Below are 16,226 nucleotides of genomic sequence, written 5' to 3' on the forward strand. Positions count from 1 at the left end.
CTTAGGTTGATAACAGCTTTTTGATTAATTCTTTGATCTGCTGTCTTTCCCCTGAAACAACTAATGTATCACCAGCTTCAATAACTGTATCCGACCCCGGATTAAGCGACTTTTTGATGTTCTTTTTCTTAATCGCGATGACAGTAACTCCAAAGTTATTTCTGATATCAATTTCACCAATGGTTTTATTTACAGCGGGTGCATTGGGTTCTACTTGATACCATTCAATGATTGTATCGTCAAAAGCAAAGTCTACGGTTTCCAAAGCTTGGGGTTTATACGCCATGCCGCCTAATATACTTGCAATTTTTCTGGCTTCAGAATCGTTAAATGTAGCACTAACCAGAACCTCTTCATGATCGTCAGCATCAAAATGATAAATTTCTCTCCGGCCGTCATCATGGATTACAATAACCAACTTATCCTGATTTTTTGTAATGATCTCAAACTTATATCCGATTCCCGGAAGTTCGCTTTCTCGAATATTCATTTCATTTTCCTCCTCTGAAAACAATAGTTGATTAGGGATGTTCTAAAGATTGATATCGATTCCGCTTCCCTTCCATCATTATACATTTCAGGACGTTTGAGCGGCTGAGAAGGGTCGAGCGATGAAACTATTTTTGAAAGAAACGGTAACTCGTTCCCGATTGCCCCTTCCCAAATAATATTTATATATGAAAAAAAGATGATGAAATCATTCCGAATCATTTTCTCAGATCAAAATTCCATATATTGTTTTATAAACCTTCTTAATCCATGTAACCCAATACCATTATAGTATTGTTTTATAACATTTCAAATGCCAAATATTATGTGATTAGCCGACACTTGTTTAAAAAGCTTTTGACTCCCTCCGTTTAATGCGATATTCTCATGAATGCGCGATTATTCGCAGGATTTCATAAAAATATATTGATTTAGTGAGTAATTGCAGAAGGATTCAGGAACATGTACTAAATTGCATGCAAAAAGAACCTGGTTGTACTCCTTTTATCATTTGAGCTCAATATTAGATGTTGCAAATGAGGATCGCAAAATTTGTTGAAATGGTCGCAATCAAATTTGCAAATTCAATTTCCAGCAAAAAAAGACCTCCCCTTGTGCAATTTAAAAGGTCGGTCTATCGTTTAATTATATGCTCATTGAAAGCTTTGTTGTAATAACAAGGATGTTTAAAAATCAAGTTTTAACTCTACTCCTATGAAACACAATATAAAACTGCAAAAATCAATAATTTAGATTTCATTTAGAAAACCTCCCCTTCGAATTTTTTTCGTGATGCAATAGCTTTACGATAAAATTCATTTGCACCTAAAATGTCACCTTGTTTTTCAGATAAAACATCACCTATACAAATTCCGTACCCCTCCATATCAGGATACAGCTTTTTCTCTTCGAAATACTTAAATGCTTCTCTTTCCCTTTCTTTAAGGTAAACTAATCGATCTTTTTGAACACAAATATTTCCCACAAATGACACTATATGTTCCACTGTATCCAATCGACTGAAAATTAAGAATCCAAAACTTATATAATTATAATTTCAAACTGTCTTCTTTAGCCTGCGACAAGTCTGATCGTTGAGTTTTGCAAAGTTTTGTGAAAATCAATATGCCGATCCCGGCTATGATTTCAACCAATCCTCCAAAAGCGATTACTTTGCCTGCTCCAAAAACAGTTGCAGCATACCCAGCTAATAAAGCACCTATAGGAATCATCACATATGAAATCATACGTATAACAGCATAGACTTGAGGTTGATCCTCATCGTCTACTGATATTTGAATAATCGTATGTTCAGGGACATTTATTGCACTAATCGTCGCTCCTAACACAAAAGCCGCAACGAACACTAATAACAATAGAGAATTCATACCAGTTATAAAAAACGCCGTTCCCTCTACAATACCAGCCGTAACAAAAAGCAGACCATAACGATTCACTCTGACCCTAGTTAAGATAAATCCCATCACAAACGCACCACTGGTAGTCAAAACTCTCACTATAGAGTGAATAATTGCCCCTTGGTTTAAATCTTCCGCTATGTAGACAGCTGCCAATGCTTCCCACGGTGCAGATCCTAAATTCAAAAATACGCAAAAAATGGCCAAAGGAAATAAAATATGATGGCGCCGTACAAGCATAAAGCCTCTCTTAAGCTTGTTTATATATGGCTCATGTGATTGTGCTGCCTGGGCATTCACTCGATTCTTACTAACGTTATATTTAATGAACAGCACCAACATAGCTGATATTATATAGAGCGGCAATATAATGAGCATCGTATGAGCTGCACCAATCAATACAATCAATACACCGCAAAGTGTAACCGCTCCCAGCTTAACTGCTTGCCCCGCAGATTGTATTATCGCATTTGCCTTTTGAATGAGATCCTCTTTCACAATTTTCGGAATTAAAGAAACAGAAGCAGGATCATACGAAGCTCCTGTGGCAGAATGAACCAGCATCAGCAATATGATAAACCATAAAGGAGAAAAACCATTGAAGTAGCATATTGGAATAATGAACATCAATGACGCTCTGGTTAAGTCCGCAAAGAACATCCAGAACTTCAATGTGTTTGTTTTCATTAGTGGAGTAATGATCGGCCCTAAAATTGCCTGGGGAAGAAAACTTACAGCGATTAAAAACGCAGTCCCTATAGCCCCTTTCCCATCCAAGATTAAAAACCATAGAATCGTATTGAATGCTAAACTGTCTGCAGTTATTTTCACCATTTTGGAACAAAAAAGAAAGGTGAAGTTTTTTTGCCATACGGTATTGGCGCTATCCATTTTTCTTAAATCCCCCTTGCAAAATCCCTCTTTTTTACATCTGCTGTTTTTTAAGCATATCCTATTTTTGGTTTTCGAGCAATGAAGGACAGGAATAGTTTAAGAAAAATTTATAAAATCTGGACTTTGTCATTTGGTCATGAATGGGCAGCTGAGTCGATGGAGAAAGCAGCATCTGATGCGGCATACGAGGGAAGCACAGATTTAGGCAATACTCAACCAGAAGATGGGCCACAGTTCAACGGAGAAGGTTATCATAACTACACACGATTTTCCAAAGCAATTGGTGATTTCAAAGTTATAAGTCAAGGTATTGATGGAGTTGCTGCTAATTATTCCATGGACTAGTGCTGGAATTTCGGGGCTTTCAAATAATATGAAGGATTATGTGATACGAGTCAGTTGAGGCTATAGGCGGTTCAATATTTTTTTGAACCCCCTTATTTTCGGGGAGATCTTGGTGTTTTATATAAAAATAAAGCGATTTCTGATTAATGAATATTCATTATATCAATGAACTCTTTTATTTTTTCACTATCGCTGATGTCAATGCGAACTACCTTTGTATTTTTAATAATACCTTCTGTGTATTCTTTCATTAAGTTTTTATCTATATCAGCAGAACTATCGTAGCATAAAAACAAGCGAGGAAGAAGATGAATCCGTGTCCATAAAGGGATCTGAAGAGGCTGTTTTTGAAGATTCCCTCGTCCCGCCTCTACACCCTGTAATCGACAGAACGAGCAATAGTAGAGCAACATTACAATAAAAAATCGTTGTTCGTTTTTTCATTCAATCATTCCTTTCATTCTACCATTGCATAACATGATGGAATTTAATGTAAATAAAAATACATATGCATTTTTTCGTTATCCCCTCTACTAAGCGGGTGCCGATCCCTCAAGCCCGGTCTATTCTGCAGCTCAGGATAGGTCCTGCGACTTAAGTTTCCATAATTCAATTACCTCTGTATAATATAAATAAATTCTGCCTCTGTAGCTCTAGAAGGGAAGAGCGCCGTAAAACAATTGTAGAAACGGGTCGCAAGGCAAGGGTTTCAGAAGCACCGAAAAGCAAATAAGCTGAGACAGGTGAAATTCCTGTTGGTGAAATTCCGTAGGGAAGCGTGTTCTCCCCTAGCCTATGCTTACGAAAGGAGTGCGGGTTCGAATCCCGTCAGAGGCATTAAATATTTGATGTTAAAACAGTTGTGTCTGGGCATCCATGGTACAGATTGAAGGAAGAATAAGTTGATTTCATAAGTTATAAAGATAGTGAGCGCGTGGTTTCTCAAATTTGGCCCATGCAGATGATGTTTGTTTACGCTGCAATGAATCTAAAAAAGCTGGCTAATTGGACTTGGAAAGGATCCTAACCATCAGCTTTCTCATCGAGAAAATAGAATAAAATCGACAAAAACAGGTTCATCATTTAATTTAAGGCTTTAGATAAAGGTTTTCGACACCTGTTATGTTTTTGCAGTATATCGAAATATAAATTACTAACTGCGGTGTACAACTTCGGTTTTCTCTTAAGGGAATTGGATCCGTCTTGTCCCCTTCTAAAAAATAATCTACCAGAATAATGTGTAATAGTTGGCAATTTATCAAAATTATATTAAAATCAAGTCTATAATCCTATAAAGGAGTCGATAGTAAATGTCAAGAATCGCACTATTCGAGGCTCTTCCTTTAAGAAATACTATTTCTAAACGTATTCAAGAACTCTTGCAAGAACGTGACAGTGTTGCATATGTTGAGTATGATAAAGGCGAAGAATACATCAAACCTGCAAAAAGTGTAGATCAAATCACATCTGAGCTGGAAGAGGCTAGAAAAGATTATCGAGATCTGGTAGTATTAATGTCCGAAGCTAAATCTTAAAGCTAAAGTTGTATGGGATGAAAAAGAATTGTCTATTACTGAAGCTCTTGAGTTAGCTCAGCAACTTAGAGGTGAAGCTAATAGACTTAAAAGCTACGGCCGTTCTAAAGAAACTGAACGACTATCATCCTACTCTGATGTTATTAGCTATCGTAAAGCAATGTTTGATCCTGAGAAAATGCAATCTAAAGGATTAAAACTTGAAAGAATGGCGAATCGCTTATCAAATGCAATTGAAAAAGCAAATCATAACTATGAAATTGAGTTTGAGGCCGCTGACAAGTATCTATAAATGCTGGGCTTTTGCCTTAGCTATGAGGGTGAAACTGATTTCACCTTGATAGCTGATGTAAAATCATCAGCACGGAGCATCAGAGAAGTAGAGAGCCGCTTTGGTTTAGAGCGTATCTGAACTGTAATACCGATAAAATTACAACATTTATTTGTAGATGGGAAATGGGAAACGGATAACGTTTAACAGCTTACGATTTACGTGATTTACAATTTGACGGACGTTAGACATTTAATGTGATCATATTTTGATAAAGTAACTTTACCTCTGTTCTCTGTTGCTTCACTTTTAGCTCACTTGCCACGTAGAAGGAGTTCTTGAAGACGTCTTATAAAGGCGTCTTTTGTTATTTCTATATAAGGTTATAGTTGAATTCGCGATCAGCCGGAATCAAAGAGACCTCTTAATTTTCATTCCCCATCACCTGTCGCAACTGAAAAACATGACTTGCTTTTTTTAGTGACTTGCATTTTGGGACAGAGATTGATATCCGAATCAACAAATTTAACAAAGAAATTTTCAATGAACGAATGGAACATTTAACAAGCAAGGTCATTGAGTATGGAAAGCGTCTGCAATAACTTCTATCCTTTTTTCCGTTAACCAACTAGCCACTTTTTCTGGGCCTTGTTTTTTAACACTAGATGGCAACTGTTCAACACCTTGTTTTATTGGCTTTTATCCAGTGAATGAATGCTCGTAAATCGACAATAGCTTGTCTCACCGATTCAACTGTACGATATAATATTCGCAATGATCCATCAATTCCCCACTATCCGTTGAATTTTCCAGCTCTCCTTCTAAATGATAAGGAAAGTGAATAGGAGTACATGTTCCATCCTAAATCTTTCATTATGCGATTATGAAAGACTTTTTTTGATTCATACTCAAAGTTACAGATATCAAATTCTTCAGTTTCTCCGTCTATATTCAAAAACAAAAATTCGTTTTTTTATTTAAATAAAGTGTATAATGATCCTCTCAACTATTAATTAAAAAGAACCCCTAGAAAAAACTAGAGATTCTTATCTATACTCAATATTTTCTCAGTGGGATTTTTCCAATAAAGTTTTTCAATGAAATCTTATAATGGAGTTCAATGTCCCGTCCAAGTTTTTCATGCAACATTTCCATTTGTTTAATGATGTAATGAAGGTCGAATACATTATATAATTGTTGAGTTTCCCAAATGGTCATCAGTCGAGCCTTATGATCAAATGGTATCAATGAAATAATGGGTTCATCCTCTTCATACTCCATTGTGTAATATCTATACTCTGTAACTTTGTTTTTTTTCTTGACTTTTTTAATCCACTCATTCAAAGAAGCATAAAATTCTAATAGGGCTATATTCTCTTTGAAATATGTGTTTCCATTTATTCTGATTTCAAGTTCTCCCTCAACTCTCATCGCTACTGAAGGGTCTTTTTTCATTTTCTTTGGGATATCTGCCTCTTCGGATGTGAACTTATAATTAAATTCTACTTGATTGGATACGCCGTCCATATCTTACCGTCCCACCCTATTACTATTTTTATTTTTGTTTCACCTTTTGTTCCGATTTTCTTTTTTAGATTGGCTGTGATGACAAAGGATAATTTTTTGTTATTATTTAAGCTAAAGGAAATATTCTTGGATTGTAAAGCTTCCTTAATCCATTTATTCACTTTGCTTTTACTTGTAGTATTAAATTTTCTGTATCTTCCTCCAGCATTACTGAGGTGCTTGTTGCTCACAGAAAATTTAGAAACCTTTTTTATGGCTTGTTTAATTGCTGTTTTCTTAAAAGTTTTTATTATAAGTTTTTTTCCATATTTCTTGATAGCCCACTTTATACCAAATTTAGAAACAACACCAACTATTATTGCAGGGACGATTGATGCTTGAGCTTCAATTGTACTAATTTTATAATTTTCCCCTGTTTCCTGATCAATAAACGTTGCCTTAAAATCAGTTCCTTCAATTTCCTCAATCAATACATTGTAATTTTCGACTTCTTTTTCACCATTTTTTTGATTTGTAATACCAGTAACAGTGATTTCTCCAGATTCTTCGTTAACATTCATGTCGGTTTGAATATCGCCGTTATCAGTTTCTAGTTTTGTTGTAACATTCACTTCATTTTGGTCATGGTTTTCTTCAACTACCATTTCAATATCTTTTTCTAAGTCTATTTCCAATTCCTTCTCAATATCTACTTTATACGCCTTAGTGTTTTCTTCTACGCCTGTAATTTTGTTATCGCTTCCAATTCTAATATCATTTGATTCAGCACTTGCAATTCCAGGCAATACTCCAGACAAAACTAAAGTAAACACAAGAATTTTTATTAATGCCTTTTTCACACTATGTCTCTCCTTTTTTGTTACAAATAATTACTCCGTGACCAAACTCTTTGTCATATCTTGACTTGCCAAAATCTACAGCATTCTTTTGGAGCATCTGATAATAATCTCCTTTAGATATTTTATTATTTGAGATTAAACATCCAATTGCTCCAGTTGTAAACGCAGTTGAAAAAGATGTCCCTCTGACTATACTATAGCCCCCGTCTTTATCTGTTGACTTTATATTCACTCCTGGAGCAGAAAAATCAATTTTTCCTTTGGCAGACATGGGATCAATTTCGAATTCTTTGTCAAAAGAAGCAATCGATAAGACTCCATTATATTTGGCCGGATATTCCACAGCAAGCCCAAAGGTGTTCCCAGAAGCAGCAGTAATAATAATGTGATTATGTAAAGCTTTGTTAATTGCTTCATACAAAGCTTCATAATCTTTTTCGAAGCCAAAGCTTATATTAATTATGTTGACTTTTTGTTTGATACACCATTTGATCCCCTTAACGACATCCTCTACCTTACCTTTACCATTAGCGTCTAGTACTTTGACATCATATATAATAGCATTCTGGGAAATACCTTTTATTTCTTCACCGCGTGCAGCAATTATTCCAGCAATTGCTGTACCATGACCGTACTCATCTTTGACAGGCTTATCAGGATTAGTAGCATTGAATTCATAGAAAGTTAAATTTTCGAATTCTTTATGCGACTTATTAATGCCACTATCAAGAATAGCTATTTTAACAGGCCTTTGATGATTATTACGATTTTCTTGGCCAATAAATTCATATCCCCATACTGTATCTTTTTTTTCATACATTTTAGGTTGAGTACTGTTTTCTGTGGAAACTTCCTCAGAGCCAATAAAAAAAATGCAAACTACATAAATCAAAATCAAACAAGCAACCAATAAAAATGCAATTTTCAGACTCTTCATTAGACTTCCTTTTCAGAACTTTTTTATTATCTTAAATTCTTTTGTCACACTCCTTTATTATTGTAATACACATAATTATTTTAGCCTATAGGTTAATGGTTGTAAACAACTGTATTTCCACAATATATTATATTTGGGATTTTACATTTTATTTAATTAATACGAAAAGAAACCATCTCCTTTATTTATGTAAAGGGGATGGTTTCGACTAATGAATTTTTCAATTTTAAGTTGCCATTCTTTCAGCTATTTGAATACTTGTGTTCTGCTGAGTTAAATAAGGAGCACTGGCTAGACCTGAAACACTTAAAACTAAAACTGCACAAATTAACAATTTAGATTTCATTCAATAGCCCCCCTCTTTGGATTTGTCTTCGCGCATGAATGGCATTGCGGTAAAACTCGTTTGCTTCAGCATATGCTTTTCTGGCAGCAAGATATTCCGCCACCAATACACCGTACCATTCCATGTCAGGGTACAGTTTCTTTTCCTCGAAGAACTCAAATGTTTCTTTCACGAGGCTCAAATTATAAGACAGATAGAGACCTTTAACCATTTTTAATTTTTTGATAATTTCTAAGTTTTGATGGTGTTCTGCCAAGCTCTTCCCCTCTTTATACAAATGGATGGCTGTTTCTAATTCGTTTTTTCTTGCTTTAATAAGAGATAAATTGAACAGAGCTTTCGGTTCATAGCTGTGGCTTTCCTGTTTATAAAAGCGAACTGATTCTTGGAAATGTTTATCTGCCTCGTTAAGTTCTTCAAGTTGATTATAACATATTCCAATATTGAAATGCGACGATCCAATTAAATAGTTGATATTTAATTCTTTAGCTTCCTCAAGTGCCTGAAAGGCGTTTTTCAAAGCATCTTCACTTCGCATATTGTCTAACCAGTTACCTGAGATAACAAATTGACAATGGACTCTTTGGACACCATATGTAGGGTAGTTGCGGAAAATTCGATAAGCAAGGCTGGCATAGTGCATCGACATGTAGGTTTGTTTCATGTGGTAGTGAAGTTCAGCCATTTTAAAATAAAAATCTGCCTTTTCAATTTCAGTTTCTTCGCTTTCAAGCGATTCGATTTCTTGCTCGGCTCTTTTATAGAACATTAAACTGTGTGTATACTCTTTTTGTCGAAAATAGAACATCCCCATAAAAAAGTGATAATAATATTCTAGCATCCCATTTAAATTACTGTTTCCTAAGGCTGCCTTCAATTCTTCGCATCGCTTATTTATATTCCTCTCAACATCAGGATAGAGATAGTCGAGCATAAGTTCATGTCGAAATTCCAACAGAGAAAAATAAACAAGCACATCCTGATTCTCTTCCATCATTGCGATTTCACGCTTAACTTCCTCTTTCATTTCCTCAGCGACATCAGGGCGATTATTTTTCATAGCAGCATACCAATGATTCATTTTGGTTGCTACCCAATCATAAGGAATTACACTTTCATTCGACAACTTTCAAACCCCTTCCACCATTTTTTCCAGATATTATGGATTATAGCACAAGAAAGGAATCTAACGGTAATGATTTGTTAGAAAATTTCAAAAGAAATATATTGTGATAAATCAGTGCATCTTTACAGCTTTTCTAGTTTTCTCTGTGCAGCTTCCCAATACCACGCAGCCCCTCCTTTTACCCTCTTTTTCAGTCCTTATAATAAGGATAGTCCACAAACATGTCATCAATATGACAACTTCTTGAATCTTTATGTTTTCTCTTCTTAGAAATTCATTCAACTCTTTTTTTATTAAAAGCAGCTTCTACTGTCTTACCCACAGTGAGCGGCTTAGAGGCAATTGACTGACCGTCTTTGTAGATACATCGAAGACACAGTAGACAATCTTATGAGCTGACTTTTTGGACATGAAACGTTCCATTACAGCTTCAAAGTCAGGAGCACCACCTGAGGCAGCTACAATGACTTCACAATCTCTAATGTATATCTCCTTTATATGAAATGGTTCGAATGGGGATTAATTACAGATATTACTCCATCAGATTTAGAAACAAGAATTGTGATTCTACGAAAGAAGGATAAGGCTATGGTAGGAACAAGACAACTTATAATGCAATTTTTTAGTTATTTGTAATTAAATTACAGATACTCTTAATATTCACTCATGAATTCGTGGTATTATATTGCAGGGGACGATCCTACCTCATGTCAAAGTCAGAAAAAATATTATAGGAGGTAACATATGTTTAAGTTTAAAAAGAATTTCTTAGTTGGATTAACGGCAGCTTTAATGAGCATTAGCTTGTTTTCGGCAACCGCCTCTGCAGCTAGCACAGACTACTGGCAAAATTGGACTGATGGGGGCGGAATGGTAAACGCTGTAAATGGGTCTGGCGGGAATTACAGTGTTAATTGGTCTAATACGGGAAATTTCGTTGTTGGTAAAGGTTGGACTACAGGTTCGCCATCTAGGACAATAAACTATAATGCCGGAGTTTGGGCGCCGAATGGCAATGGATATTTGACTTTATATGGTTGGACGAGATCACCTCTCATAGAATACTATGTAGTGGATTCATGGGGTACTTATAGACCTACTGGAACGTATAAAGGTACTGTAAAAAGTGATGGGGGTACATATGACATATATACAACTACACGTTATAACGCACCTTCCATTGAGGGCCCAAAAACTACTTTTACGCAGTACTGGAGTGTTCGCCAGTCGAAGAGACCAACTGGAAGCAACGCTAAAATCACTTTCAGCAATCATGTTAAAGCATGGAAGAGTCATGGAATGAACCTGGGGAGTATTTGGTCTTACCAAGTCTTAGCGACAGAGGGATATCAAAGTAGTGGAAGTTCTAACGTAACAGTGTGGTAACAGATTGTCATTAATCAGGGGTAGCTAACGGTCTGCTGATCGTTCCTTGAGAAATTTTATAATCATTGTTATTGTGAGTTACTAAGAGGCGACGGTCTTTCAGTTGAAATTCCAATATACCCCTCTCGTATGGTAAATGATTATTAATATCGTTAGTAATGGTTAATGGCCGTTTTCCACCAGGCGAACGGCCTTGGCATTGCTGGACCCTTCGGTAAATTAAAGTATCTTCTATAATCTTTTGTCTGATCAACGACAGTTGCTTTGCCATTAACGAAGCCAAGAACTTCTATGCCATACATCCCTCCTGAACCATAATTTTTCAAGAACCATTTATAACTCGTCGGAAAATTCAATTGAAGTTTCTCTTCCAGTTCAGAAATGATCCCTTCACTTATACCACCTGTAAAGTCGTCGGCATCAGCATTTTCTTTTATGAACTTTTCCACCTTAGAATAATCCATTTTTTCATATCCTCTGCTAGGGGAAATTTCATCCCCGGTGTCATTCCCTTTTTTCGTTAGGCTAAATCAATATAATATTTGTCGTCATCCATAATTTTAATTAGAAATTCTTCCAATGAATCTGCTATCTTTATATCATCATAATAAATTGGATTATTTTGCTCTTCACTTAATTCAATTAATAATAACGCACTTTCATTCGCCTCAAAAAATATTAATTTATCTTCTTCAAGATCCTCGTAAACTTCAATGTCAGGATAAAATTCAAAATCATTAGTTTTCAATCTAGCGTCTCGTATTGAGGATGGCCCCATAATCCGATTGATGTTATATTCTGATCTTTTTAGAAAACCATATCCTACTTCCAATAGAAACTTCCGTAATTCAAAAGGCATCTTTAACCCCAATGTTTCTTCTACCTCTTGTATTTCATCCTCACTTACGGGATAAAATTGATTTTCTTGATAATTTTTAATAAAATCGTATTTCATTTTATTTATCCCCTTTAAATAATTTATTCGTAGGTGATCCTGTACCATGGATACCAGATTGATATTCATTTGGAAATTTAGCAGGGGGTATATTCCACCACTCATGTTCTCCGCGAAAGCTATTCTCAATTATATGATGTGCATCATACTTATCACCTTTTTTTCTAACTGGCTCTCCTGTCTTCTCCGAAATAAGGATTGTGTATTTGAATACCTTTTTTAGTTTGAATAATAAAAACCTTGATTAGCAACTGCCTTTCAAGGTTTTTTTTGAAATGAATTAAATTTTTGGAACATCAACCACATGTCCTGGTGACTTATCAAGTAAAATATCTGGAATATTCGGGTTGCTTTTTTTCAACTTAAACTTTTGAATCTTTGTTAATTCGGGATCAAATGAAATGTTCTCAGATTTAAACTGTAAATTTATAAGCTTATTATAAGTTTGGACTAAAAAATCCTTCCATTCTTCTAAAGTAGATGTTGAAACATCATCTGGATTTTCCAGCATACGATAACCATCTGCATAATGGAACATTAATAATCCCGTTCCAAAATCACAATTCTCATTTTCAAGAATTGCTTTTGGGACATCAAAGCCGCTATTCCAATTATAATTAGCTGCAAAAACATGGAGCAACAAAGGATCATCTATGTTTCTTACCCGACTTATTGTGCTGTCTTTTTCTGTATTATAAAGCAACTCTTCGAGGAAATTAATATTTTTCTTATCCATTACTTTATTACCCCCCTAGCAAATACTCTAAAAATTAGTCTACCAATTGTTTAAGCTTTCTTTCCCAAAGTTCCACTGTAGCGCCTTGACTTGGATATAAAGGCAACCCTTTTTCTTGTAATTTTCTTAGATTATTCTGTAATTCTAATACTTGTTTTTGCAAACTATAAATGCTTTGATTAATATCCATTTTGTTTAATGCTCTTTCAACTACTTCATTATAAACAGAATGATATCCTCTGTGTCTTGACATAGCACTTGTATCATTATCAGGTACTCTTAGAAAAATTCCATTTGATGCATCATCTAAATTCATCCCTATTTTTTTAATAACAGGATTATTTCTCATTTCAGATGGAATAATATGCTGAGCTTGATAGCCACTCCATTTTGTTGAACGTTTAAGTCCCATTTTCTCCATCATATTTTTTCCTAATTTATTTGAGTTTCCGCCTGTTACAACTCCTGTTTTACCAGGAATTATCCTTGCATCACCTATACCCTTTGTGCCACTAACTGTAGTGATTTCCTTTATACGTTGAATAAACGTCTTTTTAAAGTTTTCACCATCAATAGCATTATAAGGTACTTTCCCCCCACCAGCCAACTGAACTTGAGGCACAAAAGGATTATGTATTTGAATCCCTTTTATTTTGGAAGCGACCCTTTGCATCGATTTTTTGAAAGACGCTACGCTTTTTTCCACAGCTTCTTTCGATGCTTTAATCGTTCTGCTCACTGCTTTTTTAGATGCTGCCTTTACTTTAGATCCAGCTTTTCCGATTTTCCCGGCTTTCGATACTTTGCTTAATTTGTCTGTTCCTTTTGTGCCTACTATCGATGTTCCCACCGTTGTAAGGGCATAGCCGAACCAGTGGCTTCTACTGTAGGAATCACCATTGATCACATCTCGTTCAAAGGATTCTTCAATATCCTTTTTTATAATGTTAAAGGTATCTACGGGGTGAATAATCGCATTGCCGATGCCCTCAAGTGTTTCCATAGGGTGGGTTACAGCGTCCCATAAACCAACGCCCGTATCGACGAGATTATCTTTTACTCCGTCAACAAATCCAATCGGATCGGTCTCTACGTACTTCTTTTTCTCCAGCAGCCATAAATATAGCTTCTGATCTGAATCTAGATTTTCATACCCAATCTCTTTAGCAATCTTTATGTATTCCTCTGAATTGGATGCATTTTCGAGCTTTTTCTTTAACTTGTACATTTTAACATCATGTTCGGTAACTTCACTAACCTCTTTTTCAAGCTTTGATCTCTTATCAAGCTTATCCAACATGACTGCCATCGCTGTCTCTTGATTCCCACCCAAAGCATCCATCTCATCCGGTTTTAAAATCGATCCTTTTTGATAGGTGGCAATTTCAATTTTAGGCCCCGTATACATTTTTTCAAGTCTTTTTATGTATTGTTGCATCGTCTCAAGATCTGATTCGGCCGTTTTGAGCGTGCTTGTCTGTTCACGGTCAAACGTATACAGCTTTTCAACCGTCTGATTGATGTTAGTCAATGCTTTTCTATTCTGCTCATGAAATTCGTTGTCATTTAAATCTGGCAGATCGACAATATGGCTGACTTTTGAAATCGCGGCATTGGCTTTGGACACCAAATGTTTCGTTGTTCGATCAGCCGCGTTCAAACCTTGTTCCAATTCATGATCGAGAAATGATTGCGAAATATATCCGTTGTGATTTGGCTCCAAGGAATTCAATGCATTTTTAATTTTTTTCAGTGCTGATTCATATTCGTCAATGAAAGTTTCGTAGAACTGAAGAAACGGAGTGTGGCATTCTTCGTAGAAAGCACGAATCGCGTCTCCCCCTTTTCCTTTTAAAGCATCGTCAAGGGATGTGATGGCTTCAACGCTTTTTTTGATTTTAGCCATTTCATCTGATTGCTTTTTTAACTGTTCCAGCGTATGGTCAATTGCTTTGTGCAACGCCTGAACGTCTAAATTTTTCATGACATTCTCCTCTAATACAAAAGTTACAATCAGTATATATTTTACCACTTTATGGAAGGGTATTGGCGAATAAATCCTGCTTATCCATGAAAATGAATCGAATAGACTAGTTCATCATTCCTGTTTGTTTTAGACACAAAAAGACAGCCATGTCTGACTGTCTTATGCTCATTATCTATAATAATTTTTTGCTGTTCGATAACGCCAATCCCAAAATGGCTGCCCTTGGCACATGATATAGCGATCTAGAAATATCTCAAAATTTAAGTTTAACGGTGTGTACTCAAGACCATCTTCAAATAAATAGAGATAATTTGGATCACCCTGATCAATTCTATCCTTGTCAATCATTAGATGACATTCCTCCAAGAGGTGCCCTATTGGAATGCCGTTTACGCCTTCAAACAATTCCACATATCCCAGTTCTTCTTCAATTTCTTCAAGGCTGAATAAATGGAGTCCACCACCTATGTTCTCGCCATCAGAAATAATATCAAAAATTCTAGCGCCATTGTGCTGCGTCAGAAATTTTGTGTAATCTTTTGGGAGGGATAGTTGATGTTTGGATTCAAAGTTTTGAATCTCCTCATAAGAAGCACCATAGTCAGGGAAAGTAACAAGTGTTTCAGTAACTTCTCCTTCGGAACCAAATAGTTTAATAACCCCGTTTAAGTCTAAAAGACTCTTTAGGCCATTCACAGTGTTGTGAACAAAATTAGTCAAATACATCGCCTCACATATAGATTAATATGCACTCTCCACCAAGGTTGTTACAGTCTTTTGATGAAACTTTTTTCAAGAGGAAACAAGTTGCTCGCATCATTACTCCCTCATATTTTAGAGGAGTAACATGATGAACTTCGTAATTATCCCAGTTCCATTTTGGTTCTCCGTATTTTATAATATACCACTTTTTAAATTTTTTTCTTAAGTTAGGATCTCTATCTTCCCTCTTATCTTTTGGAACAACTTTCATGTTTGCATCTGTAGAAGCTTCCATTACAGTATCATTATCCTCAAATCCCGACAACGCTTTTTCCTCATTTTTAAACATTTATTTACAAACAATAGTTTTATATTCTCAATAAAATAACAGGATTCTTAAAAAGCCATTCACCTCTAATAACCAAAACTATGAATTATTTTTAAATTTAACAAGTGGATAGCAGTGCAATCAGGTAGTTTGGCGACTCAGGAAAGGTCTTATTTTATCAGTCACGACACTGGCGGCAACTATGCCGACACTATATCTTTTGTTATTATCCTCAACTGTGATCTCACCTTCCAAAAAAAATACTCATTCTATCAAACAAGACCCATTTGATATATATGATCTATCTGATTTGTCTCAACTCATATTTACTCTACATTTCATTTTGATGATTTCTATCTCATCAGAAAATACTCGTTTTGCATCATTATTTTAAATTGAAAACTT

Annotated in this window: 17 protein-coding genes and 4 pseudogenes; 5 read left to right on the forward strand and 16 right to left on the reverse strand. The window is 35.5% G+C overall.

Features of this window, described 5'->3' with window-relative positions; translation table 11 throughout:
* Position 1: 1 nt before the first annotated feature.
* From NSQ39_RS09985 to NSQ39_RS09995, 3 genes are all read right to left on the reverse strand, one after another.
* The gene (locus NSQ39_RS09985) at positions 2 to 490 is read right to left on the reverse strand and encodes a cation:proton antiporter regulatory subunit (RefSeq protein ID WP_046132783.1); all 489 of its coding nucleotides are present in this window, start codon (positions 488 to 490) and stop codon (positions 2 to 4) included.
* A 759-nt stretch (positions 491 to 1,249) separates the two neighbouring features.
* Positions 1,250 to 1,483, reverse strand: coding sequence for a hypothetical protein (locus tag NSQ39_RS09990; RefSeq protein ID WP_175075179.1), 234 nt, complete (start codon positions 1,481 to 1,483; stop codon positions 1,250 to 1,252).
* A 55-nt stretch (positions 1,484 to 1,538) separates the two neighbouring features.
* The gene (locus tag NSQ39_RS09995) at positions 1,539 to 2,798 is read right to left on the reverse strand and encodes an MFS transporter (protein ID WP_175075180.1); all 1,260 of its coding nucleotides are present in this window, start codon (positions 2,796 to 2,798) and stop codon (positions 1,539 to 1,541) included.
* An 81-nt stretch (positions 2,799 to 2,879) separates the two neighbouring features.
* On the opposite strand from NSQ39_RS09995, the gene NSQ39_RS10000 reads away from it, so the two are divergent.
* From NSQ39_RS10000 to NSQ39_RS10010, 3 genes are all read left to right on the forward strand, one after another.
* Positions 2,880 to 3,146, forward strand: a complete 267-nt coding sequence (locus NSQ39_RS10000) for a hypothetical protein (protein WP_175075181.1) — start codon at positions 2,880 to 2,882, stop codon at positions 3,144 to 3,146.
* Positions 3,147 to 4,456: 1,310 nt separating this feature from the next.
* Positions 4,457 to 4,681 (forward strand): hypothetical protein, encoded by a 225-nt coding sequence (locus NSQ39_RS10005; RefSeq protein WP_236809487.1) that lies wholly within the window; start codon positions 4,457 to 4,459, stop codon positions 4,679 to 4,681.
* A gap of 28 nt (positions 4,682 to 4,709) precedes the next feature.
* The gene (locus NSQ39_RS10010) at positions 4,710 to 4,973 is read left to right on the forward strand and encodes a hypothetical protein (RefSeq protein WP_236809488.1); all 264 of its coding nucleotides are present in this window, start codon (positions 4,710 to 4,712) and stop codon (positions 4,971 to 4,973) included.
* A 667-nt stretch (positions 4,974 to 5,640) separates the two neighbouring features.
* Here NSQ39_RS10010 and NSQ39_RS10015 read toward each other — a convergent pair.
* The 6 genes and pseudogenes from NSQ39_RS10015 to NSQ39_RS10040 form a co-directional block, all read right to left on the reverse strand.
* Positions 5,641 to 5,850, reverse strand: a pseudogene (locus NSQ39_RS10015) (abhydrolase domain-containing 18); the annotation flags it as partial.
* Between the two features lie 158 nt (positions 5,851 to 6,008).
* On the reverse strand, positions 6,009 to 6,479 hold the full coding sequence (locus NSQ39_RS10020; RefSeq protein ID WP_175075182.1) for a DUF7878 domain-containing protein: 471 nt from the start codon (positions 6,477 to 6,479) through the stop codon (positions 6,009 to 6,011).
* The gene (locus tag NSQ39_RS10025) at positions 6,455 to 7,318 is read right to left on the reverse strand and encodes an SAR2788 family putative toxin (RefSeq protein ID WP_175075183.1); all 864 of its coding nucleotides are present in this window, start codon (positions 7,316 to 7,318) and stop codon (positions 6,455 to 6,457) included. Before NSQ39_RS10025 ends, NSQ39_RS10020 begins: the two co-directional genes overlap by 25 nt.
* A gap of 1 nt (position 7,319) precedes the next feature.
* The gene (locus NSQ39_RS10030; protein ID WP_175075184.1) at positions 7,320 to 8,255 is read right to left on the reverse strand and encodes a S8 family peptidase; all 936 of its coding nucleotides are present in this window, start codon (positions 8,253 to 8,255) and stop codon (positions 7,320 to 7,322) included.
* Positions 8,256 to 8,590: 335 nt separating this feature from the next.
* Positions 8,591 to 9,727 (reverse strand): RapH N-terminal domain-containing protein, encoded by a 1,137-nt coding sequence (locus NSQ39_RS10035; RefSeq protein WP_175075185.1) that lies wholly within the window; start codon positions 9,725 to 9,727, stop codon positions 8,591 to 8,593.
* A 307-nt stretch (positions 9,728 to 10,034) separates the two neighbouring features.
* Positions 10,035 to 10,210, reverse strand: a pseudogene (locus NSQ39_RS10040) (ATP-dependent DNA ligase); the annotation flags it as partial.
* Positions 10,211 to 10,234: 24 nt separating this feature from the next.
* Here NSQ39_RS10040 and NSQ39_RS10045 point away from each other — a divergent pair.
* Together NSQ39_RS10045 and xynA are read left to right on the forward strand one after the other, a co-directional pair.
* Positions 10,235 to 10,315 (forward strand): annotated as a pseudogene (locus NSQ39_RS10045) (hypothetical protein); the annotation flags it as partial.
* Between the two features lie 156 nt (positions 10,316 to 10,471).
* Positions 10,472 to 11,113 carry an endo-1,4-beta-xylanase XynA gene (gene xynA / locus NSQ39_RS10050; protein WP_175075186.1) on the forward strand — a complete coding sequence of 214 codons (642 nt, stop codon included), beginning with the start codon at positions 10,472 to 10,474 and terminating at the stop codon, positions 11,111 to 11,113.
* Between the two features lie 152 nt (positions 11,114 to 11,265).
* On the opposite strand, the gene NSQ39_RS10055 is transcribed toward xynA, so the two are convergent.
* The 7 genes and pseudogenes from NSQ39_RS10055 to NSQ39_RS10085 all read right to left on the reverse strand — a co-directional run bounded on the left by NSQ39_RS10055 (position 11,266) and on the right by NSQ39_RS10085 (position 15,818).
* A complete protein-coding gene (locus NSQ39_RS10055) occupies positions 11,266 to 11,577 on the reverse strand; it encodes an SMI1/KNR4 family protein (RefSeq protein WP_175075187.1) in 312 nt (103 codons plus the stop codon).
* 56 nt (positions 11,578 to 11,633) lie between these two features.
* Complete coding sequence (locus tag NSQ39_RS10060) at positions 11,634 to 12,068, reverse strand: SMI1/KNR4 family protein (RefSeq protein ID WP_175075188.1); 435 nt, start codon at positions 12,066 to 12,068, stop codon at positions 11,634 to 11,636.
* A gap of 1 nt (position 12,069) precedes the next feature.
* Positions 12,070 to 12,264 (reverse strand): annotated as a pseudogene (locus NSQ39_RS10065) (T7SS effector LXG polymorphic toxin); the annotation flags it as partial.
* A gap of 84 nt (positions 12,265 to 12,348) precedes the next feature.
* Positions 12,349 to 12,804, reverse strand: a complete 456-nt coding sequence (locus tag NSQ39_RS10070; protein WP_175075189.1) for a DUF4274 domain-containing protein — start codon at positions 12,802 to 12,804, stop codon at positions 12,349 to 12,351.
* 34 nt (positions 12,805 to 12,838) lie between these two features.
* Positions 12,839 to 14,788, reverse strand: a complete 1,950-nt coding sequence (locus NSQ39_RS10075) for a T7SS effector LXG polymorphic toxin (RefSeq protein ID WP_216898646.1) — start codon at positions 14,786 to 14,788, stop codon at positions 12,839 to 12,841.
* A gap of 171 nt (positions 14,789 to 14,959) precedes the next feature.
* Positions 14,960 to 15,511: an SMI1/KNR4 family protein gene (locus NSQ39_RS10080; RefSeq protein ID WP_216898648.1), complete on the reverse strand. Its 552-nt coding sequence runs from the start codon at positions 15,509 to 15,511 to the stop codon at positions 14,960 to 14,962.
* 10 nt (positions 15,512 to 15,521) lie between these two features.
* On the reverse strand, positions 15,522 to 15,818 hold the full coding sequence (locus tag NSQ39_RS10085) for a hypothetical protein (protein WP_216898650.1): 297 nt from the start codon (positions 15,816 to 15,818) through the stop codon (positions 15,522 to 15,524).
* Positions 15,819 to 16,226: the final 408 nt, after the last annotated feature.

Origin of the sequence: Bacillus sp. FSL W8-0848, assembly GCF_038007805.1 — a bacterium.
GTDB classification, from domain to species: domain Bacteria; phylum Bacillota; class Bacilli; order Bacillales; family Bacillaceae; genus Bacillus; species Bacillus glycinifermentans.